Annotated in this window: 21 protein-coding genes; 4 read left to right on the top strand and 17 right to left on the bottom strand. The window is 75.1% G+C overall.

The annotated features are described in order from the left end of the window. Positions 1-46: 46 nt before the first annotated feature. Positions 47-1,873, top strand: coding sequence for an AMP-dependent synthetase/ligase (locus GVV04_RS22700; RefSeq protein WP_161690153.1), 1,827 nt, complete (start codon positions 47-49; stop codon positions 1,871-1,873). Positions 1,874-1,931: 58 nt separating this feature from the next. Here GVV04_RS22700 and GVV04_RS22705 read toward each other — a convergent pair whose 3' ends face one another. Both GVV04_RS22705 and yczR read right to left on the bottom strand, forming a co-directional pair. Then, positions 1,932-3,278, bottom strand: coding sequence for a low temperature requirement protein A (locus GVV04_RS22705; RefSeq protein WP_201753954.1), 1,347 nt, complete (start codon positions 3,276-3,278; stop codon positions 1,932-1,934). 107 nt (positions 3,279-3,385) lie between these two features. After that, positions 3,386-4,843 (bottom strand): MocR-like transcription factor YczR, encoded by a 1,458-nt coding sequence (yczR, locus tag GVV04_RS22710; RefSeq protein WP_161690155.1) that lies wholly within the window; start codon positions 4,841-4,843, stop codon positions 3,386-3,388. Positions 4,844-4,902: 59 nt separating this feature from the next. On the opposite strand from yczR, the gene yczE reads away from it, so the two are divergent. Together yczE and GVV04_RS22720 are read left to right on the top strand one after the other, a co-directional pair. Further along, on the top strand, positions 4,903-5,592 hold the full coding sequence (gene yczE / locus GVV04_RS22715; protein ID WP_235966714.1) for a membrane protein YczE: 690 nt from the start codon (positions 4,903-4,905) through the stop codon (positions 5,590-5,592). 68 nt (positions 5,593-5,660) lie between these two features. Next, the gene (locus GVV04_RS22720; protein ID WP_161690157.1) at positions 5,661-6,122 is read left to right on the top strand and encodes a hypothetical protein; all 462 of its coding nucleotides are present in this window, start codon (positions 5,661-5,663) and stop codon (positions 6,120-6,122) included. A gap of 35 nt (positions 6,123-6,157) precedes the next feature. Here GVV04_RS22720 and hisF read toward each other — a convergent pair whose 3' ends face one another. The 12 genes from hisF to hisD all read right to left on the bottom strand — a co-directional run bounded on the left by hisF (position 6,158) and on the right by hisD (position 14,678). Next, positions 6,158-6,925, bottom strand: a complete 768-nt coding sequence (hisF, locus tag GVV04_RS22725; RefSeq protein WP_161690159.1) for an imidazole glycerol phosphate synthase subunit HisF — start codon at positions 6,923-6,925, stop codon at positions 6,158-6,160. A 175-nt stretch (positions 6,926-7,100) separates the two neighbouring features. Further along, the gene (locus tag GVV04_RS22730) at positions 7,101-8,099 is read right to left on the bottom strand and encodes an NADP-dependent oxidoreductase (protein WP_161690161.1); all 999 of its coding nucleotides are present in this window, start codon (positions 8,097-8,099) and stop codon (positions 7,101-7,103) included. A gap of 45 nt (positions 8,100-8,144) precedes the next feature. Continuing rightward, positions 8,145-8,576, bottom strand: coding sequence for an organic hydroperoxide resistance protein (locus GVV04_RS22735; RefSeq protein ID WP_161690163.1), 432 nt, complete (start codon positions 8,574-8,576; stop codon positions 8,145-8,147). A 1-nt stretch (position 8,577) separates the two neighbouring features. Continuing rightward, positions 8,578-9,024 (bottom strand): MarR family winged helix-turn-helix transcriptional regulator, encoded by a 447-nt coding sequence (locus GVV04_RS22740; protein ID WP_161690165.1) that lies wholly within the window; start codon positions 9,022-9,024, stop codon positions 8,578-8,580. A gap of 89 nt (positions 9,025-9,113) precedes the next feature. Further along, positions 9,114-9,503 carry a RidA family protein gene (locus GVV04_RS22745; protein WP_161690166.1) on the bottom strand — a complete coding sequence of 130 codons (390 nt, stop codon included), beginning with the start codon at positions 9,501-9,503 and terminating at the stop codon, positions 9,114-9,116. Next, positions 9,500-10,225, bottom strand: coding sequence for a bifunctional 1-(5-phosphoribosyl)-5-((5-phosphoribosylamino)methylideneamino)imidazole-4-carboxamide isomerase/phosphoribosylanthranilate isomerase PriA (gene priA / locus GVV04_RS22750; protein WP_161690168.1), 726 nt, complete (start codon positions 10,223-10,225; stop codon positions 9,500-9,502). The genes GVV04_RS22745 and priA overlap by 4 nt, the downstream gene beginning before the upstream one ends. A gap of 32 nt (positions 10,226-10,257) precedes the next feature. Continuing rightward, a complete protein-coding gene (locus tag GVV04_RS22755) occupies positions 10,258-10,581 on the bottom strand; it encodes a hypothetical protein (protein WP_161690170.1) in 324 nt (107 codons plus the stop codon). 75 nt (positions 10,582-10,656) lie between these two features. After that, positions 10,657-11,292: an imidazole glycerol phosphate synthase subunit HisH gene (hisH, locus tag GVV04_RS22760; protein ID WP_161690172.1), complete on the bottom strand. Its 636-nt coding sequence runs from the start codon at positions 11,290-11,292 to the stop codon at positions 10,657-10,659. A 156-nt stretch (positions 11,293-11,448) separates the two neighbouring features. Continuing rightward, the gene (locus GVV04_RS32300; RefSeq protein ID WP_201753955.1) at positions 11,449-11,622 is read right to left on the bottom strand and encodes a hypothetical protein; all 174 of its coding nucleotides are present in this window, start codon (positions 11,620-11,622) and stop codon (positions 11,449-11,451) included. A gap of 28 nt (positions 11,623-11,650) precedes the next feature. Next, positions 11,651-12,262, bottom strand: a complete 612-nt coding sequence (hisB, locus tag GVV04_RS22765; protein WP_161690174.1) for an imidazoleglycerol-phosphate dehydratase HisB — start codon at positions 12,260-12,262, stop codon at positions 11,651-11,653. Continuing rightward, complete coding sequence (locus tag GVV04_RS22770; RefSeq protein ID WP_161690176.1) at positions 12,259-13,359, bottom strand: histidinol-phosphate transaminase; 1,101 nt, start codon at positions 13,357-13,359, stop codon at positions 12,259-12,261. Before GVV04_RS22770 ends, hisB begins: the two co-directional genes overlap by 4 nt. Further along, positions 13,356-14,678: a histidinol dehydrogenase gene (gene hisD, locus GVV04_RS22775; RefSeq protein WP_161690178.1), complete on the bottom strand. Its 1,323-nt coding sequence runs from the start codon at positions 14,676-14,678 to the stop codon at positions 13,356-13,358. Before hisD ends, GVV04_RS22770 begins: the two co-directional genes overlap by 4 nt. A gap of 116 nt (positions 14,679-14,794) precedes the next feature. Between hisD and GVV04_RS22780 the strand changes: the two genes are divergently transcribed. Next, entirely contained in the window at positions 14,795-15,496 is a 702-nt protein-coding gene (locus GVV04_RS22780; protein ID WP_161690180.1) for an LON peptidase substrate-binding domain-containing protein, read from the top strand. Here the strand turns inward: GVV04_RS22780 and GVV04_RS22785 are convergent. From GVV04_RS22785 to GVV04_RS22795, 3 genes are all read right to left on the bottom strand, one after another. Beyond that, on the bottom strand, positions 15,411-16,421 hold the full coding sequence (locus tag GVV04_RS22785) for a DUF2567 domain-containing protein (protein ID WP_328822521.1): 1,011 nt from the start codon (positions 16,419-16,421) through the stop codon (positions 15,411-15,413). The genes GVV04_RS22780 and GVV04_RS22785 overlap by 86 nt on opposite strands. Positions 16,422-16,478: 57 nt before the next feature. After that, positions 16,479-18,143, bottom strand: a complete 1,665-nt coding sequence (locus GVV04_RS22790) for a MinD/ParA family ATP-binding protein (RefSeq protein WP_407938827.1) — start codon at positions 18,141-18,143, stop codon at positions 16,479-16,481. A 97-nt stretch (positions 18,144-18,240) separates the two neighbouring features. Next, complete coding sequence (locus tag GVV04_RS22795) at positions 18,241-19,209, bottom strand: hypothetical protein (RefSeq protein WP_201753956.1); 969 nt, start codon at positions 19,207-19,209, stop codon at positions 18,241-18,243. Between the last annotated feature and the right edge of the window lie 28 nt (positions 19,210-19,237).

A 19,237-nucleotide genomic window follows, 5' to 3' on the forward strand; every position in this document is an offset into this window, starting at 1 on the left:
CGACGTGACCCCCATCACGCCTCCAGCCCCGAAGGCGGCTACAGCGATGACTCTCGATGTACCGTACCGTTCCATCCCCGACATGTTCCTCAAGCGCGTCGCGGCGTCCCCCGAGCGGCACGCCTTCGCCCACCCCGCCCCCGACGACTCCGGGCCGATCTGGCTGACCTGGGAGCAGGTCGGCCACCGGGCCAAGGCGGTCGCGGCCGGGCTGCACGGGCTCGGTGTCGGCCAGGAGGACCCGGTGGCGATCCTGGCGAACACCCGGCTCGACTGGGTCATCGCCGACTTCGGCATCATGTGCGCCGGTGGCGCCACCACCACCGTGTACCCGACCACCGAGCCCGAGGAGGCGGCGTACATCATCGCCGACTCCGGCTCCCGGGTGCTGTTCGCCGAGAACCCGGCCCAGGCCGCGAAGCTCGCCGGCGCGGAGCTGCCGGCGCTGACCCACGTGGTGCTCTTCGACGGCGCGGCCGATCCCGCCGCCGCCGTGCCCCAGCTCACCCTGGCCGAGCTGGAGGAGCAGGGCACCCGGGCGCTCGCCGCCGAGCCTGGGCTGATCGAGCGGCTGGTGGCCGGGATCGGGCCGGAGCACCTGGCCACCCTGATCTACACCTCGGGCACCACCGGGCGGCCCAAGGGCGTCGAACTGCTGCACGGCGGCTGGTGCTGGGAGGGGGTGGCGCAGGACGCTGTCGGGCTGCTGCGCGACGACGACCTGCAATACCTGTGGCTCCCGCTGTCCCACTCGTTCGGCAAGACCCTGCTCTGCGGGTCCACCCACGTCGGCCTGCCGACCTACGTCGACGGCCGGGTGGAGAAGCTGGTCGACCTGCTCGGGGTCATCCGGCCGACGCTGATGTGCGGGGCGCCCCGGGTGTTCGAGAAGATCTACAACAAGGTGGTCACCACCGCCCGGGACGGCGGCGGCGCCAAGGCGAAGATCTTCGCCTGGGGGGTCGGGGTCGGCCAGGCGAAGGTGGCCATCGAGCAGGCCGGCCGGCCGGTGCCGGCCGGGCTGAGGCTGAAGTACGCGCTGGCCGAGAAGCTGGTGTTCAGCAAGCTTCAGGCCCGCCTCGGCGGGCGGATCCGGGTGCTGGTCTCCGGCGCCGCGCCGCTGAGCAAGGAGATCGCCAGCTTCTTCGCCGCCGCCAACCTGCCCATCTCGGAGGGGTACGGCCTCACCGAGACCAGCGCCGGCAACTTCGTCAACCCGCCGGACGGGCTGCGGATCGGCACCGTGGGCCGGGCGATGGGCGACCTGGAGTGCCGGATCGACACCGACGGGGAGATCCTGGTCCGGGGCCGCCCGGTGATGCGCGGCTACCACAACCTGCCCGACGAGACCGCCGCCGCGTTCACCGACGACGGGTTCTTCCGCACCGGGGACATCGGCAGCCTCGACGAGGACGGCTACCTGCGCATCACCGACCGGAAGAAGGACCTGGTCAAGACCTCCGGCGGGAAGTACATCGCGCCGTCGCACATCGAGGGCATGTTCAAGGCGCTCTGCCCGTACACCTCGCAGGCGATCGTGATCGGCCAGGCCCGCAACTTCTGCACCATGCTGGTCAGCCTCGACCCGGACGCGATCACCGGCTGGGCGGCCGGCGGTCCCCTGGAGGGCCGCGGGTACGCCGAGATCGTCGCCTCCGACGAGGCCCGGCTCATGGTCGAGGAGTACGTCGCCCAGCTCAACGCCAAGCTGAACCGCTGGGAGACGATCAAGAAGGTCGCCGTCCTCCCCCGGGACCTGACCATCGAGCACGGCGAGATGACCCCGTCCCTGAAGATCAAGCGTCGGGGCGTGGAGGGCAACTTCGCGGCCGAGATCGAGAAGATGTACGCCGGCACGCTCGCCGAGCTCTGACCGCGGTCCCGCCGGCGGCCGTGTCCCCCCGTCCCGGGGCACGGCCGCCGCCGTCATCTCACAGGTGCTCGCCCCGCCACCGACTCTCCTCGATCTCGGCCGCCCGCTGCTCCTCCAGCGCGAGCTGCCGGACCCGATTCCGGCGGCGCCGCCCGCCCAGCGCCTCCCCGGTGGTGAGCGTGACGCAGACCAGGCCCAGCACCACCAGCGCCTTCAGCTCCGGCAACCGGGCGGCCGGCGGGGCCAACAGGGCCAGCAGCACCACCTCGACCAGCAGCGGCCAGCGGAGCACCCGCAGCGCCACCATCCCGCACGCGACGAGGCTGAGCAGGTAGAGGGCGACCCCGCCGTAGAGGACGAGGGCCCAGAACGCACCCAGCGGATCCCCCCAGGGCGGGGTCTCGGGGTCCGCCGCCTCGGCGAGCACGTCCTTGATCCCGAGGGCGAAGAAGATCACCCCGGCGATGATCGGCAGGTGCAGGTAGGTGTACGCGTCGCGGGCCAGCCGGGCCCGGGCCGCCGGGTCGCGGGCCCGGTGCAGCGCCTGCTCGACGGCGAGGGCCAGGGTGTCGAAGTACGCCCACCACAGCGCCGACGCCACCGCGATGCCGGTCACGGCGGCGACCACCGCCGGCCAGGTCAGCGGCAGCCCGTTGACGAACTTTGAGCCGATCCCCAGCGCGAGGACCGACTCGCCGAGCGCGATCAGGACCATGAGGGCGTGCCGCTCCGCCCAGTGCCCGGCGGACACCACCGCCCAGTACGTGCCGCCGAGCGCCACCCCCGCGCCGTACTCGACGAGGAGCGCGACGGTCCACAGCACCAGTTGCACGGTCGCGCCGTGCTCGACGGTCCGCCGCACGAAGGCGGAGCCGACGAGCAGGGCGGTCGCGACCAGCGGCAGCAGGACGAGCAGCCGCCACCGCCGCAGCCGGTCCCGGTCCCCCCGGGCCATCCAGCCGAAGACGGCGAGCTGCGACGCGCGGACGAGGAAGTAGCAGACGGCGAAGAGCAGCGGGCCGTTCAGCCCACCCGGCTGATTCACGAACGCCCCCGGCAGGCTCAGCACGAGCAGGAAGGTGGCGGCGACGGTGACGAACCCGACCAGCGGCAGGACGCCCTGGTCGGCGCGGGTGTAGTTGGCCAGCCCGGCGAACCCGCTCCAGCACCACCAGAGCAGCCCCAGCACCAGCAGGCAGCGGTACAGGTTGGTGGCGGAGGGTGGGTTCGAGGCCAGCGCGGTCACGTTGAGGAAGGCGAAGACGAAGACGAGGTCGTAGAAGAGTTCCAGCCGGGTGGTCCGGGAGCCGGGCGCACCGGGGCGGATCCACGGCGACCAGCCCTCGTTGCCCACTCCGGCAGTCTGCCAAGGCACGGCCCCGCCCCGCCCCGCGATCACCGACATCGCCGCGTCGGGCCCGGCCCGGCCGGGGCGACGTTTGGGCCCGGCCCGGCCGGGGCGACGTTTGGGCCCGGCCCGGCCGGGGCGACGTTTGGGCGGCGGCGCGCCGCTCAGGCGATGACGGCCGGCTCCCGCCACCGCGGCCGGCCGCCGCGGTCCAGGTCGTACCGGACCGCGGCGAGCCGCCCCACGGCCTCGACGAGGTCCGCGGCGGGCAGGGTGAACGGCAGCCGCAGGAACCGCTCCAGCGTCCCGTCCAGGCCGAACCGTGGGCCGGGGGCCAGCCGTACGCCGACCTCCTCGGCGGCCCGGGCGAGCGCGCTGGAGATCGGCCCGTCCAGCTCGGCCCAGAGCGTCACCCCGCCGCGCGGGACGGTGACCCGCCAGTCGGGCAGCCGCTGCGCGAGCGCGGCGGTCAGCGCGTCGCGCTGGGCGGCGAGCTGCACCCGCCGGGCGGCCACGATGGTCGACGCGTCGGCCAGCAGGTGGACCGCGACCAGTTGGTCCAGCACCGGGCCGGCCATGTCCACCCCGACCCGGGCGGCGGCCAGCCGCTGCACCTGGGGGGCGGAGGCGCGCACCCAGCCGATGCGCAGGCCGCCCCAGTACGGCTTGCTCATCCCGCCGATGGAGATCACCCGGGAGTGCCGGTCGAAGGTGGCGACCGGCGGCGGCAGCTCGGTGCCGTCCAGCGGCAGGTCCACGAACGACTCGTCGATGACCAGGTCGGTGCCGGCGGCGTGGGCCGCGCCGACCACCCGCTCGCGCAGGTCGGTGGGCATCAGGTGCCCGGTCGGGTTCTGGAACTCCGGGATCAGGTACGCCAGCTTCGGCCGCCCCTGGCGCAGGCTGCCCAGCAGCAGGTCGGCGTCCCACCCGGCGCCGTCGGTGGCCAGCCCGTGGGTGGTGATCCGGGCCCGCCGGGCGGCCAGCGCGGCGAGGGCGTTCGGGTAGGTCGGCGACTCGACCAGCACGCTGCCGCCCGGGGCCAGGGCCAGCCGCAGCACCAGGTCCAGCGCGTGCTGGGTGCCGCTGGTGACCATGATCTGGTCGGGCGAGGTGGGCAGGCCCCGGTCGGTGTACCCGGCGGCCACGGCCTCGCGCAGCTCGATGATGCCGGTCGGGTGGTAGCCGGCGCCGCCCAGGTAGCGGGGCAGATCCTCGGCGGCGGCGCGGGCGGCTGGCATCAGCTGCGCCGGGGCGGCCAGCGCGGCCACCCCGAGGTCGATCATGTCCCGGTCGTCCTGCGGGGTCCATAGCCCGGTGCTGGCGACCCGGTGGGTGCCCGGGAGCATGGTCCAGCTCCCCGCGCCCCGCCGGCTGGCCAGGTGGCCGGTCTCCCGCAGCAGCCGGTACGCGGCGGTGACCGTGGTCCGGCTGATCCGCAGCGCCTCGGCCAGCTCCCGCTCTGCGGGCAGGCGCACCCCCAGGGGCAGGCGGCCGTCGGCGAGCAGTCCCCGGACGGCGGCGGCGAGCGCCGCGTAGTCCGGGCTGCGGCGGCGACCCGGCAGGGCGTGCCACTGCCCGAGCAGTCGGGCCAATTGGGTGCCACGCACCTGACTCGTCATGGCCACCCTCCCGATATTGGCTCCTTATGCCGCGCCAATTGGACCCTAGGGTGGCATGCATGGCACCGATTGGCAATCTCCGGCAGCGGCCGGCCCGGCGGCTGACCCAGCTCTACGCGGGCCTGGTCCTCTACGGCGTCAGCATGGCGCTGATGATCCGCTCCGGGCTCGGCCTCGATCCCTGGGACGTGTTCCACCAGGGGCTCTCCCGGCACACCGGGCTGTCGTTCGGCACCGTCACCATCGCGGTCGGTGCGCTGGTGCTGCTGCTGTGGATCCCGCTGCGGCAGCGTCCCGGCCTGGGCACGGTGAGCAACGTGCTGGTGATCGGGCTGGTGGTGGACGCCACCCTGGCCCTGCTGCCCGGCGGCGGCCCGCTCGCGGCGCGGGCGGCGCTGCTGGTCGCCGGGATCGTCGCCAACGGCGCCGCCACCGCCCTCTACCTCGGTGCGCGGCTCGGCCCCGGCCCCCGCGACGGCCTGATGACCGGGTACGTGGCCCGCCGGCCCGGGCGGTCCGTCCGGCTGGTGCGCACCGTCATCGAGATCACCGTGCTGATCCTGGGCTGGCTGCTCGGCGGCACCGTCGGCGTCGGCACGGTCGCCTACGCGCTCACCATCGGGCCGCTGGCCCAGTTCTTCCTGCCCGTGTTCATGGTCGACCTGCCGCCCCGGGAGCCCGCCGGCCCGGAGCCGGGCGGCCATAATGTGGTCGAAGCACCGGCGACGGACTGTGGTCAACCGCGCTGAGCTGCGGAAATGTCACACCGGGAAAAGTGGGTGTTTCCTTGCTCGGCGGCACACGGCATCATTCCTGCATGGGGGAGACCGGATGGCACTGGGCCGACGCGTGGATCTTCGTTTCACTGGTGATCGCGAACGGCGCGGGACGACACCGCCGGGCGGCATCCACCCGACGGCCGGAAGGCGTCCGGCTCGCTGACGTGCTCTCCACAGCCGACCACCTCAACCACGCCATCCCCGAACGGGACGAGGTGGAGACGGCGGTCCGACGGCTCGTCGGCGCCGGCCTGGTCAGCGTCTCGGACGGCTGGTTCCGGCTCACCGCCGACGGGGAGCGGCTCTGGCGCACCCGGCCGAGCGCCGGCCTGTCCACCGCCGTGGACACCGTGCAGGGCGTGCTGAGCCGGCGACACGCCCCCGGCAGCGCCGACTGGACGCTGGAGAAGGAGGAGCACGCCGCCGCCGTGCAGGAGTACGTGGTCGGCTCGATCCCGGCCCCCCGCCGCTCCCCCGAGGGCCGCTCCGGGCGGGGCTGAGCCCCGGCCCCGGCACGGGCCCCGGGAGGGCGGCGTCAGCGGACGGGGTGACCCGAGCCGCGCAGCACGCCCTTGACCTCGCCGACGGTCAGCTCGCCGAAGTGGAAGACGCTGGCCGCGAGCACCGCGTCCGCCCCGGCGGCGATCGCCGGCGGGAAGTGGGCGATCTCCCCCGCGCCGCCGCTGGCCACCACGGGCACGTCGACGACCCGGCGGACCTCGCCGATCAGCTCCAGGTCGAAGCCGGCCTTCGTGCCGTCGGCGTCCATCGAGTTGAGCAGGATCTCCCCCGCGCCCAGCTCGGCCCCGCGCCGCGCCCACTGGACGGCGTCGATCCCGGTGCCCCGGCGACCACCGTGGGTGGTCACCTCGAAGCCGCTCGGGGTGACCCCGGCCTGCGCCCGGCGCACATCGAGGGAGAGCACCAGCACCTGCCGGCCGAACCGTTCGGCGATCTCCGCGATCAGCTCCGGGCGGGCGATGGCGGCGGTGTTCACCCCGACCTTGTCGGCGCCGGCACGCAGCAGGGTGTCGACGTCGGCGACCTGCCGGACGCCGCCGCCCACGGTGAGCGGGATGAAGACCGACTCGGCGGTGCGCCGCACCACGTCGAGCATGGTGCCCCGCTCGCCGGAGGAGGCGGTCACGTCCAGGAAGGTCAGCTCGTCCGCGCCCGCCCGGTCGTACGCCGCCGCCAGCTCCACCGGATCGCCGGCGTCGCGCAGGTCGAGGAAGTTGACCCCCTTGACCACCCGCCCGGCGTCCACGTCCAGACACGGGATGACCCGCACCGCCACCGTCATGCGGCAAAGCCTATCCTCCCCCACCCGGCCCACCCGTGACCGCCCGCGCCCCCGCCTCACCTGCGCGCACTTTCACGGAATCCGTGGCCATGGCGCGCGCCGGTGCCACTCTTTCCGTGAAAGTGCGCACACCGGGGCGTGGGGCGGGGCGGCGGGGGGCGGGGAGGGGGCGGGGTTACAGGCGGACGAGCATCTTGCCGAGGTTCTTGCCGCGGAGCAGGCCGAGGAAGGCCTCCGGGGCGTGGGCGATGCCGTCGACGACCGTCTCGTCGTACGAGAGCTTCCCCTCGCGCAGCCAGCCGGCGACCTCCTGGACGAACTGGTCGCGCAGGTGGCCGTGGTCGCCGACCAGGAAGCCGCGCAGGGTGAGCCGCTTGCCGATGACCAGCGCCAGGTTGCGCGGGGCCGCCGGCGGCTCGCTGTCGTTGTACTGGGCGATCATCCCGCAGATCGCGGCCCGGCCGTGCAGCCGCATCGCACCGATGGCCGCCTCCAGGTGGTCCCCGCCGACGTTGTCGAAGTAGACGTCGATCCCGTCCGGCGCGGCGGCCCTGAGCGAGTCGCGCACCGGGCCGTCGTGGTAGTCGAACGCGGCGTCGAAGCCCAGTTCCTCCAGCCGTTCGACCTTGGCCGCCGAGCCGGCGCTGCCGACCACCCGGCCGGCGCCCTTGAGCTTGGCGATCTGGCCGACCATGCTGCCCACCGCGCCGGCCGCGCCGGAGACGAAGACGGTCTCGCCCGGCTTCATCGCGGCCACGTCGAGCAGCCCCGCGTACGCGGTCAGCCCGGTCATGCCGAGCACGCTGAGGTACGCGCTCACCGGGGCCAGGTCCGGGTCCACCTTGCGGGCGCCCCGGGCGTCGACCAGGGCGTACTCCCGCCAGCCGAGGCCGTGCAGGACCGTGTCGCCCGGGGCGATCCCGTCGGCCTCACCGGCCACCACCTCGCCGAGCGCGCCGCCCTCGAGCGGGGCGTCGAGGGCGAACGGCGGCACGTACGACTTGACGTCGTCCATCCGCCCCCGCATGTACGGGTCGACGGACATGAGCTGGTTGCGCACCACGAGCTGGCCGGGGCCAGGGGTGGGCACCTCGGTCTCCACGAGGCGGAAGTTGTCTGCGGTCGGCCAGCCCTGCGGGCGGGAGGCCAGGTGGATCTCACGGTTGACGGTCACGGCGTCGTCCCTTCGGTCGCTGGTCGGGCTGCGCTGCGCGAGGTGTCAGGCGGCCAGGGCCTCGCGGACGGTGAGCGCGACCTCGACGTTGCCACGGGTCGCGTTCGAGTAGGGGCAGACCTGGTGAGCCTGGGCGACGAGCTGCTCGGCGGCCTCCCGGTGCACGGCCGGCAGGTCCACCACGAGGGCCACGGTCAGCCCGAAGCCGCCGTTGCCGTTCGGGCCGATGCCCACCTCGGCGTCGACCACGGAGCCGGTGACGTCGGCCTTCGCCCCGCGGGCGACCAGGCGCAGCGCCGAGTGGAAGCAGGCGGCGTACCCGGCGGCGAAGAGCTGCTCCGGGTTCGCGGCGCCGCCGGCCCCGCCCATCTCCTTCGGGACCGCCAGGTCCAGCTCGAACGTGCCGTCGGAGGTGCCGACGCGGCCGTCACGGCCGTCGCCGGTGGCGCGGGCGCTGGCGGTGTAGAGGACCTTCATGTCACTGCTCCTTCTGTCGGTGGATCGTCTCGGTGACCCGGGTCAGGGTGTCGCGCAGCGCGACCAGCTCGGCCTCGCTGAGACCGGTGGCGAGGGCCACCCGCAGCGGGACGTCGCACATCCGCCCGCGCAGCGCCGCGCCGTCGCCGGTCAGGCGCACCTGGACCCGGCGCTCGTCGCGCGCCGAGCGGGACCGGACCAGCAGGCCCGCCGCCTCCAGCCGCTTGAGCAGCGGGGAGAGGGTGCCGGAGTCCAGCCGCAACGCGGCGCCCAGCTCGGAGACCGTGGGGGCGTCGTCGTCGCGCTCCCAGAGCACCAGCAGCACCAGGTACTGCGGGTAGGTCAGCCCGAACTCGTCGAGGATCGGCCGGTAGACGTCGGTCAGGGCGCGCGACGCCGCGTACAGCGCGAAGCACACCTGCCGGCGCAACACCAGATCATCGGTCACCCCAGAAAGGTAGCGGACAATTGAGTTGCGCACAACCGATCTGGCCGGACGGCGGCCCGCCTCACCCCGACCTCGCCGGGGCGGGGCGGTCAGCGGTCGCCGAGGTACGCCTCCAGCTCCACCTCGACCAGGTGGTCCGGGTCCAGCAGGGCCGCCACCACGACCAGGGTCGCCGCCGGGCGGACCGCGCCGAACACCGCGCCGTGGGCCCGGCCCACCTCGTCGGCGTACGCGCGGTCGGTCACGTACATCCGGGTGCGCACCACGTCACCGGGCCCCGCGCCGACCTCGGCGAGGGCCGCCAGGCCGATCCGCAGCGCCTGGGCGGTCTGCGCCGCGGCATCCCCCACGTGCACGACACGCCCGTCGACCGTGGCGGTGCAGCCGGCCGTGACGGCCCGGTCGCCGGCCCGGACCACCCGGGAGTAGCCGTAGAGCTGCTCCCAGGGGCCGCCCGAGCCGAGCCGGGTGACGGTCATGCGGCGGCCAGCACGTCGAGCGCCTGCCGCACGGTGAACGCGCCCGCGTACAGCGCCTTGCCGGCGATCACGCCCTCCACGCCCACCGGCTCCAGGGCGGCCAGGGCCCGCAGGTCGTCCAGCGTCGAGACGCCCCCGGAGGCGACCACCGGGGCGGCGGTGCGGGAGCACACCTCGCGCAGCAGGTCCAGGTTCGGCCCGCGCATCGTGCCGTCCTTGGTGATGTCGGTCACCACGTATCGGGCGGCGCCTGCCTTGTCGAGCCGCTCCAGCACCTCGAACAGGTCGCCGCCGTCGCGGGTCCAGCCGCGCGCCGAGAGGGTACGACCCCGCACGTCCAGCCCGATGGCGACCCGGTCGCCGTACTCGCCGCAGATCCGGTCGCACCACTGCGGGTCCTCCAGCGCGGCCGTGCCGATGTTGACCCGGGCCGCGCCGGTGCCCAGGGCGGCCCGCAGCGACTCGTCGTCCCGGATGCCGCCCGACAGTTCCACCTTGACGTCGAGCCGGCGGACCACCTCGGCCAGCAGGGGCGCGTTGGATCCCCGGCCGAAAGCGGCGTCCAGGTCCACCAGGTGGATCCAGTCCGCGCCGTCGTGCTGCCAGGCCAGCGCCGCCTCCAACGGGTCGCCGTAGGTGGTCTCGCTGCCGGCGGCGCCCTGCACGAGCCGGACGGCCTGGCCGTCGGCGACGTCCACGGCGGGCAACAGGGTGAGGCTCAACGCTCTTCTCCTCGGATCGGAAACACGATGGATCAGGACCGGCGGCCCAGGGCGATCACCACGAACGCCGGCAGGACCAGCAGCAACAACACGACCAGCACCAACCGCAGCGCCAGGTCGTCGACGAAACTCCAGATGCTGAACAGTGCCACCCCGGTCAGCCCCACGATCGCGGCCCGCTCGCCCCGGGTGTGCCGGGCCAGCCGGCCCGAACTGCGGCGCGACCGGCGGGGCAGCAACCGGCGTACCACCGCGCGGCGGCGCTCCCGGCGGCCCACCCGGCGCCGGCGGACGGCCCGCTCCCGCTCCAACTGGGCCTCGCGGGCCTCCCGGCGGCGGGCCCGCTCCTTGCTCAACGGACGCCCCGGCCCGGCGTCGCCGGGCCGACGGGCGGCCGGCCCGCGGCGGCGCGGCCCGGCCCGGTGGCCCGCTCAGCCACCGACGGTCACCGCGGCCAGCCAGTTGCGCAGCAGCGCAGCGCCGGTGTCGGCCGACTTCTCCGGATGGAACTGGGCGGCCGACAGCGCCCCGCGCTCGACCGCGGCCACGAAGTCCGTCTCGTGGTGCGCGGTGGTCACCGTCGCCCCGGCCGCGGCCAGCGCCGCCGGGTCGGTCACCCCGTAGGAGTGGACGAAGTAGAAGCGGCTGTCCGCCGGCAGGCCGGCGAAGAGGGTCGACGACGCCGGGGCGTGCACGGTGTTCCAGCCCATGTGCGGCAGCCGGGCGGCGGCCAGCCGCGTCACCGCGCCGGGCAGCAGCCCGAGCCCCTTGGTGACCACCCCGTGCTCGTCCCCGTGCTCGAAGAGCACCTGCATGCCGACGCAGATGCCCAGCACCGGACGGCCGGCGGCGACCCGTTCGGCGATCACCGGACCCGCGCCGATCGCCTCGATCCCGGCCATGCAGGCGGCGAACGCGCCGACGCCCGGGACGACCAGGCCCTCGGCCTCGGCGGCGGCGGTCAGGTCGTCGGTCACCGTGACGTGCGCGCCGGCCCGTTCCAGGGCCCGCTCGGCCGAGCGCAGGTTGCCCGAGCCGTAGTCGAGCACCACGATCCGCTCGCTCATGCCGGCACTCCGCTGCGCTCCGTGCCGCCATGAGGCACCACGGCACTGAGCCTGACGATTCGCTCGCTACGCTCGCTCATGCCGGCACTCCGCTGCGCTCCGTGCCGCCATGAGGCACCACAGCACTGAGCCTGACGATTCGCTCGCTACGCTCGCTCATGAGCCCTCCCCGGGCAGCAGCCAGAGCACCCCGCCGATGGTGGCCAGCACCGCGAGCAGCGCGGTGATCACCACCGCGCTACGCGGCGCGCCCTGGCGGTGCAGCGACCACACGCCGCCGACCAGCACCCCGGCGAGGATCAACAGCAGCGACGGCAACACGGACCCCATCAGGATCGTCCCTTCCGCGCGCCCGGCCTCACAGCGCGCCCTTCGTGCTGGGGATCGCGCCGGCCGAGCGCGGATCGATGGCGGTGGCCTCGCGCAGGGCGCGGGAGACCGCCTTGAACTGGGCCTCCACCACGTGGTGGGCGTCCGGGTGGCCGCCGGGGCGGGCCGCCCGCAACACGTCCACGTGCAGGGTGATCCGGGCCGCCTGGCCGAAGGACTCCCAGATGTGCCGGGTCATGCTCGTCGGGTAGACCGGCCCGATGTACGGCGCGAGCGGCGGCTCGTCGTGCACCACGTACGGGCGGCCGGACAGGTCGACGGCGGCCCGGACCAGGACCTCGTCCATCGGGACCGTGGCCGAGCCGTACCGCCGGATGCCGGCCTTGTCCCCCAGCGCCTCGTCGAACGCGGCGCCCAGGGCCAGCGCCGTGTCCTCCATCGTGTGGTGGGCGTCGATCTCCAGGTCGCCGACGGTGCGCACGGTCAGGTCGAAGCCGCCGTGCCGGGCGATCTGGTGCAGCATGTGGTCGTAGAAGCCGACCCCGGTGCCGATCTCGGCCGCTCCGGTGCCGTCGAGGTCGATCTCGACGAACACCTTGGTCTCCTTGGTGATCCGCTCCACCCGGGCGGTCCGGCTCATTGAAGTCTCTCCATCGCGGTGAGGAAGGCGTCGGTCTCGGCGGGGGTGCCGGCGGTGACCCGCAGCCAGCCGGGCAGCCCGACGTCGCGGACCAGCACGCCGGCGTCGAGCAGGGTGCGCCAGGCCACCGCCTGGTCGCCACCCACGGCGAACAGCACGAAGTTGGCGTCGCTGTCGGCCACCCGGTGACCCCGGGCGCGCAGCTCGGCGACGATCCGGTCCCGCTGCCCCATGATCGCCTCGACCGTGCCGAGCAGGGCGTCGCGGTGCGCCAGCGCCGCGCGGGCGGCGGCCTGGGTGAGCGCGGAGAGGTGGTATGGCAGCCGGACGAGCTGCACCGCGGCCACCACGGCCGGGTCGGCCGCCAGGTAGCCCAGCCGGCCGCCCGCGAAGCCGAACGCCTTGCTCATCGTCCGGGTCACCACCAGCCTCGGGTGGCCGGGCAGCACCGCGAGGGCGCTGACCGTGCCGGGGCGGGCGAACTCGGCGTACGCCTCGTCGACCACCACCATGCCGGGGGCCTCCGCCAGCACCGCGGCGACCACCGCCGGGTCCAGCGCGGTGCCGGTGGGGTTGTTCGGCGAGCAGAGGAAGACCACGTCGGGGCGGTGCTCGCGGACCTGGGCCACCGCCTCGTCGGCGGTCAGCCCGAAGTCCGCCCCACGCCGGGCCGGCACCCAGCGGGTGCCGGTGCCCAGGGCCAGCAGCGGATGCATCGAGTACGCCGGGGCGAAGCCGAGCGCACTGCGCCCCGGGCCGCCGAACGCCTGGAGCAGCTGCTGCTGGATCTCGTTGGAGCCGTTGGCCGCCCACACCTGCTCGACGGTGAGCCCGTGACCCAGGTACGCCGCCAGGTCGGCGCGCAGCGCCACGGCGTCGCGGTCCGGGTACCGGTTGAGGTCGCGCAGCTCCGCCGCGAGGGCCTGGCCGATCGCGTCGACCACCGGCTCGGGCACCGGGTAGGAGTTCTCGTTGGTGTTCAGCCGCACGGGCACGTCGAGCTGCGGCGCCCCGTACGGGGACAGCCCGCGCAGGTCGGCGCGGATCGGCAGATCGTCGATGGCACTCGCGCCGTCACCCCCGCCTCGCCCGCTCACGGGGCGTCCCCGGGGAAGCGCACGCTGACCGCCTGGCCGTGGGCCGGCAGGTTCTCCACCCCGGCCAGGGTGACCACGTGCGGGGCCACCTCCCGCAGCGCCTGCTCGGTGTACTCGATGAGATGGACGCCGCGCAGGAAGGACTGCACCGACAGGCCCGAGGAGTGCCGGGCGCAGCCGCCGGTGGGCAGCACGTGGTTGGAGCCGGCGCAGTAGTCGCCCAGCGACACCGGCGACCAGGCGCCGACGAAGATCGCCCCGGCGTTGCGCACCCGCAGCGCCCACTCGCGGGCGTTCTCGGTCTGGATCTCCAGGTGCTCGGCGGCGTACGCGTCGACCACCCGCAGGCCGGCCTCCAGGTCGTCGACGAGGACCACGCCGCTCTGCTCACCGGTGAGCGCGGTGGTGACCCGCTCGGCGTGCTTGGTCGCGGGCACCTGTCGGGCCAGCTCCCGCTCGACCGCCTCGACCAGCGCGGGCGACGGGGTGACCAGCACGCTGGCCGCGAGGGGGTCGTGCTCGGCCTGGCTGACCAGGTCGGCGGCGACGTGCGCCGGGTCGGCCGTGTCGTCGGCGAGGATGGCGATCTCAGTCGGGCCGGCCTCGGCGTCGATGCCGACCACCCCGCGCAGCAGCCGCTTCGCGGCGGTCACCCAGATGTTGCCCGGGCCGGTGATCATGTCGACCGGGTCGCAGCGCTCCGCGCCGGCCGGGTCGACAGCCGAGCCGTACGCGAGCATGGCCACCGCCTGGGCGCCGCCTACGGCGTACACCTCGTCGACGCCGAGCAGCGCGCAGGCCGCGAGGACCCGGGCGTCGGGCAGGCCGCCGTTGTCCCGCTGCGGAGGGCTGGCCACCACCAGGGAACGGACCCCGGCGGCCTGGGCAGGGACCACGTTCATCACCACGGTCGACGGGTACATCGCCAGGCCGCCGGGAACGTACAGGCCGACCCGGTCCACCGGCACCCAGCGTTCGGTGACCGTGCCGCCGGGCACCACCTGCGTGGTGTGGTCGGTGCGCCGCTGGTCGGCGTGCACCTTCCGGGCGCGGCTGATCGACTCCGACAGCGCCGCACGGACCTGCGGGTCGAGCGTTCCCTCGGCCTCGGCGATCGCCTCGGCGGGGACGCGCAGCCGCTCCGGCGAGACGCCGTCGAACCGCTCGCTCGCCTCCCGGATCGCCGGGTACCCATGCTCCCGGACCGCCTCCACGAGCGGGCGGATCCGTTCGACGGCCACGGACACGTCGAGCTGGGCACGGGGCAGGAGGCGGCGGGGGTCCCGGACGCCGCCGCGCAGGTCGATCCGATTCAACACCCCTGCGAGTCTAGGCGGACCGCCCGGCGCCGGCCCGCGCCGCCCGCAGGCCGGGACGGTGAGCCGAGCCACGCCGGCGCGACGGGGCGCGGCGCGGGCGGGCTAGGCTCGACCCCGTGACTGCACGGTTGCCGATCTTCCCCCTCGGGACGGTGCTCTTCCCCGGCCTGGTGCTGCCGCTGCACATCTTCGAGGAACGCTACCGGGCCCTGGTGCGCCACCTGGTGAGCCTGCCCGAGGGCGCCCCCCGCGAGTTCGGGGTGGTGGCGATCCGGGCCGGCTGGGAGGTGGCCCCCGGCGCCACGGAGCGGCCCGTCCCCGGCGTCGGGGACGTCACGCTGCACGAGGTGGGCTGCACCGCCGAGCTGCGTCAGGTGACCGAGCTGGCCGACGGCGGGTTCGACATCGTCACGGTGGGACGGCGGCGGTTCCGCATCACCGACGTCGACGAGCGTGCCGAGCCGTACCTGACCGCCGAGGTGGAGTGGCTGCCGGAGCCGGGCGGCCCGGACGAGGACGCCGACCTGCTGGCGGCCCGGGTGATCTCGGTGTTCCGGCAGTATCTCGGGCTGATCCGACCCGCCCCGGAGGAGATCTCCGAGCAGCTCCCGGAGGACCCCACCGTCCTGTCCCACCTGGTCGCCGCGACGGCCATGCTGACCGTGGACGACCGGCAGCGACTGCTCGCCATCGACGACACGACCGCCCGGCTCCGCGCCGAGCTGCGGCTGCTCAACCGCGAGGCGGCTCTGCTGCGCCAGGTGCGGGCGGTTCCGGTGCCGCTGTCGGAGCTGGCGATCCCTCCGGCCCCGAACTGACCCCCGGCGCCCCGAAGTGCGGGCCAGCCGGATAGCCGCCGGGCGGGCCAGCCGGGTAGCCGCCGGGCGGGCCAGCCGGATAGCCGCCGGGCGGGCCGTCCAGCGGCCAGGTCGGGTCGGGCGTCGGCTCCGGGCGCAGCGACGGCCAGCGGGACCAGCCGGCCAGCAGGGTGTACGTCACGGCAGCGGCGAACGCCGGCAGCAGCAGGTTGCCGTACGGCACCGGAAGCACGTCGAGGAACCAGTGCACGCCCCCGGCGCGCAGGTCGGCGGGCTTGGTGAACGCCTGCCCCACCGGGGCATCGGCCAGCAGGCGGTCGTACGTCGACAGGCCGACCCGGCGGCCGACCTGCCAGGCCACCGGCGCCGCCGCGAGCCCGCCGAGCACGCCGGCGAGCAGCTCGACGGGGCCGCGGCGGCGACGCAGCAGCACCCACAGGGCCAGCGCGGCGAGCACGCCGAACCCGAGCCCGAGCATGCTGAACCAGCCGTCCGCGGCGATCGGCTGCTCCGGCTGCGGCTGGGCGTAGACGGCGCCGGCGGCGGTCTTGACCACCGGGGTGTCGGGCGCGACGGCCGCCCAGAGCAGCCCCAGCGGAACGCCCAGCGCGGCCAGCGCCGCCGTCGCGCCGAGCGCCACCGCGATCGCCCGGCCCGGCCGACGCACGGGCCGGGCGGCGGCGGGGAGCGGGACGCTGCCGGCGTCGGGAGCCGCCGGACCGGACGCCCCGGGGTCGGGGGCCGGCCAGGCGCGCGGGTCCGCGCCGGGCGCGGCGGCGGGGGTGCCCGCCGGCACCGGCAGGCCGGCGGACCAGCCGGGGGCCTCCGCGCCCGCCACCGGCCAGGGCTGCGCCCCGGGCTCGGGCCCGCCCGGCGCAGCGGGTGGGGGCACGGGTCGGTCGGAATCGGAGGTGTCCGGGCTCACCGGTTGATCCTTCCAGACCGGACCCGCCCCCGGGGCGTCGGTGCCGCCGGACGGTCCTCAGCCGGCGAAGGGTTCGAGCATGGTCGACGCGGCGCGCAGCCAGGCCTGGCGGGTCTCCGGCTGGAGCTGCTCGTACTCGATCGAGGACCCGGTCTCCAGCGCCGGGTCGTACGGCACCACGGCCACGGCCCTCGTCCGGGTGGCGAAGTGCCGCTCCAGGTCGTCCTGCAGGGGCGAGCGGCCGGGCGTCGGGCAGGAGATCAGGGTGATTGCGTTGTCGGCCAGCTCACCCATGCCCACCTCGTGCAGCAGGTCGAGCATCCAGTCCGCGCTGAACGCGGCATCCTCCCGGGGCACGGTGGTGACCACCAGTTGGTCGGCGGCCTGCATCACCGTGCGCCAGTTCGGGCTCTCCACGTTGTTGCCGGTGTCCACGCAGACCACGTCGTGCGTACGGCGCAGCAGCTCCAGCACCCGCTTGACGGTGAACTGGTCCAGCCGCTGGGCGAACCGGGGACTCTCCTCCCCGGCCAGCACGTCGTACGAGCCGTCGGAGGCGTGCCGCAGGTAGTCGTCCAGGCTCGCCAACAGTTCGGCGCCCTCGCGGATCTCGATCTGGGCGAGGTCGCCGATCAGGTGCCGGATGGTCCGGGCGTGCCGGGCGCTGCCGGCGCGCAGCCCGAGGGTGCCCCGCAGCTCGTTGTCGTCCCATGCGAGCACGCCCCGGCCCCGCACGCTGCCGACGGTGGCGGCGGCCAGCACCGTGGCGGTGGTCTTGTGCACCCCGCCCTTGGGGTTGGCGAAGGCGAGCACCCGGGAGGTGCCCAGCTCGCGGCGGAGCACCCCGGCGGACCGCTCCAACTCGATCTCCGGGCTCTGCGGTCGCCACTCGATCCGGGCCGGGTAGCCCCGGTCCACCACGGCCGGCGGCCCGGGCTGGTAGACCGGCTCGACCGGCGACTGGTAGACCGGCTCGACCGGGGACTGGTACGTCGGCTCGACCGAGGGCTGATAGACCGGCTCACCCGGCGACTGGTAGACCGGCTCGACCGGCGACTGGTAGACCGGCGACTGGTGGACCGGCTCGACCGGGGACTGGTACGTCGGCTCGGGCCGATACCCGCCGCTGTCCAGCAGGGCGTACCGCGACTCGACCGGTGGCGGCTCGCGTCGGTAGCCGGTGTCCAGCATCGCGTACCGGGACTGGCCGGGCGGGGCGAGGTCGGCGCGGCGCACCGGCTCCGGCTCGGGGCGGGCCGGCTCGGCCCGCCACGCCGGCTCGACCGGGTACGCCGACTCGGCCGGATAGGCCGACTCGGGCTGGTACGCGGGCCCTGGCTGGTAGGCCGACTCGGGCTGGTACGCAGGCCCTGGCTGATACGTCGGCTCGGGCTGGTAGGACGGCTCGATCCGGTAGGCCGGGTCCACCCGGTAACTCGCCCCGGCCCGGTAGCCCCCGTGGGGCGGCTCGGCCGGGTGACCGGGCTCCGCGCCGTACGACGGCTCGGCGGAATGGCCGATCGCCTGCGCCCGCCCGGCATAGCCGTTGCCCGACGTACGCCGGGGCAACGGCTCGGGGGCCGCCCGGGACGCCTCCTCGGCACGATGGTCGGCCTCGGCCTGCTCCGCGGTGCGACCGCCGTGGCGGGCCCGGTCGAGCAGCGCCCGCCACCGCGGTGCTGGCTCGGCCGGTCGACCCCAGCCGGTCTCCGTGCCGTCCAAGCCTCGCCCTCCCAGCGCCATCGATCTCCGCCTGACAGGCTACGAACGAAACCCTATTCGGACCACACCGGTCTGCGCACATTCTGATCCGTCTTTGTCACCGGGGCACCGCCTCCGGGTCGCCGCCGGCCGCGTACGGCGAGGTCGCGGCGCTCGGCGCGATCTCCCGGACCGACGCCGGGCCGACGGGCGGTGACGACACCACGACCTTCGGTGCCGCTTCCGACGTTTCGCCCACCCCCGGCGCCGGCCCGGTGTCGGCCGGTGGGCGGGCCACGTCGCGTTGTTCGGGAAGCGGCGGGGTGACCACCGTACGGTCCAACCGGCGCAGCTCCGGGGCCGGTTCGACGGCCCGGACCCGCGGCCGACCGGCCAGCGCGCGCAGTTCCTCCGGCACGCCGCGCACCACCGCCGCGTACACGCAGGCGCACCCAGCCCGGTACGCCGCAGCCTCGCCCGCCGCGACCTGCGCCCCGGTCTCGTACCCCCGGCGCAGTTGGGGGTCGACGGCGCTGGCGGCCCGGGCCCGCTGGTCGGCGGCCTCGCGGTCCTTGCGGTCGGCCACCCCGGCCATCCCGGCGGTCACGTCCTGCGGCAGCCATCCGACCGGCAGCCGGACGATCTCGGTCTGCCGGCCGGGCAGCGGCGCCCGGGCCACCACCTCCGCGACGGACACGCCGTCGAGCAGCGCCGGCAGCCCGCCCGGGGCGACGTACGCCGAGAACGACACCAGCGCGTACGTTCCGGCCGACGACCCGGCGGCCGGCAGGGCCGCCAGCTCGGCCGCGGCGGCGCTCAGGTACCCGGGGATCGGGTCGCCGGAGGCGATTCCGACCCGGGTCACCTCGCCCACCGTGCGGTCCCCCGCCGGCCGGTCCCGGCGGCTCGCCCACCCGGCGGTGAGCAGCACCGCCGCCACCGCCAGCAGCGCGGCCCAGGTGATCAGGCCTGGCCGGCGGGCCACTCCGGCCGGGGCGCGACCGGCGGCGGGGCCGGTCGCGGCGGCCGGCCCGGGATCCGGGCCCGACGGCGGCCGGTCGGACCACGGTGGTTCGGTAGCGCGCACCGCGCGGCCCCCTCGTCGGAAGAGTCTC

Origin of the sequence: Micromonospora rubida (assembly GCF_009908295.1) — a bacterium.
GTDB lineage: Bacteria > Actinomycetota > Actinomycetes > Mycobacteriales > Micromonosporaceae > Micromonospora > Micromonospora rubida.

Coding starts and splice junctions, on each gene's coding strand:
- yczE (WP_235966714.1), top strand. CDS start 4,903: ATGGCACCGATTGGCAATCTCCGGCAGCGGCCGGCCCGGCGGCTGACC.
- hisB (WP_161690174.1), bottom strand. CDS start 12,262: ATGAGCCGGACCGCCCGGGTGGAGCGGATCACCAAGGAGACCAAGGTG.
- GVV04_RS22700 (WP_161690153.1), top strand. CDS start 47: ATGACTCTCGATGTACCGTACCGTTCCATCCCCGACATGTTCCTCAAG.
- GVV04_RS32300 (WP_201753955.1), bottom strand. CDS start 11,622: ATGGGGTCCGTGTTGCCGTCGCTGCTGTTGATCCTCGCCGGGGTGCTG.
- hisH (WP_161690172.1), bottom strand. CDS start 11,292: ATGAGCGAGCGGATCGTGGTGCTCGACTACGGCTCGGGCAACCTGCGC.
- GVV04_RS22720 (WP_161690157.1), top strand. CDS start 5,661: ATGGGGGAGACCGGATGGCACTGGGCCGACGCGTGGATCTTCGTTTCA.
- GVV04_RS22705 (WP_201753954.1), bottom strand. CDS start 3,278: ATGTCGGTGATCGCGGGGCGGGGCGGGGCCGTGCCTTGGCAGACTGCC.
- GVV04_RS22745 (WP_161690166.1), bottom strand. CDS start 9,503: ATGACCGTCACCCGGCTCGGCTCGGGCGGCCCCTGGGAGCAGCTCTAC.
- yczR (WP_161690155.1), bottom strand. CDS start 4,843: ATGACGAGTCAGGTGCGTGGCACCCAATTGGCCCGACTGCTCGGGCAG.
- GVV04_RS22735 (WP_161690163.1), bottom strand. CDS start 8,576: ATGAAGGTCCTCTACACCGCCAGCGCCCGCGCCACCGGCGACGGCCGT.
- hisF (WP_161690159.1), bottom strand. CDS start 6,925: ATGACGGTGGCGGTGCGGGTCATCCCGTGTCTGGACGTGGACGCCGGG.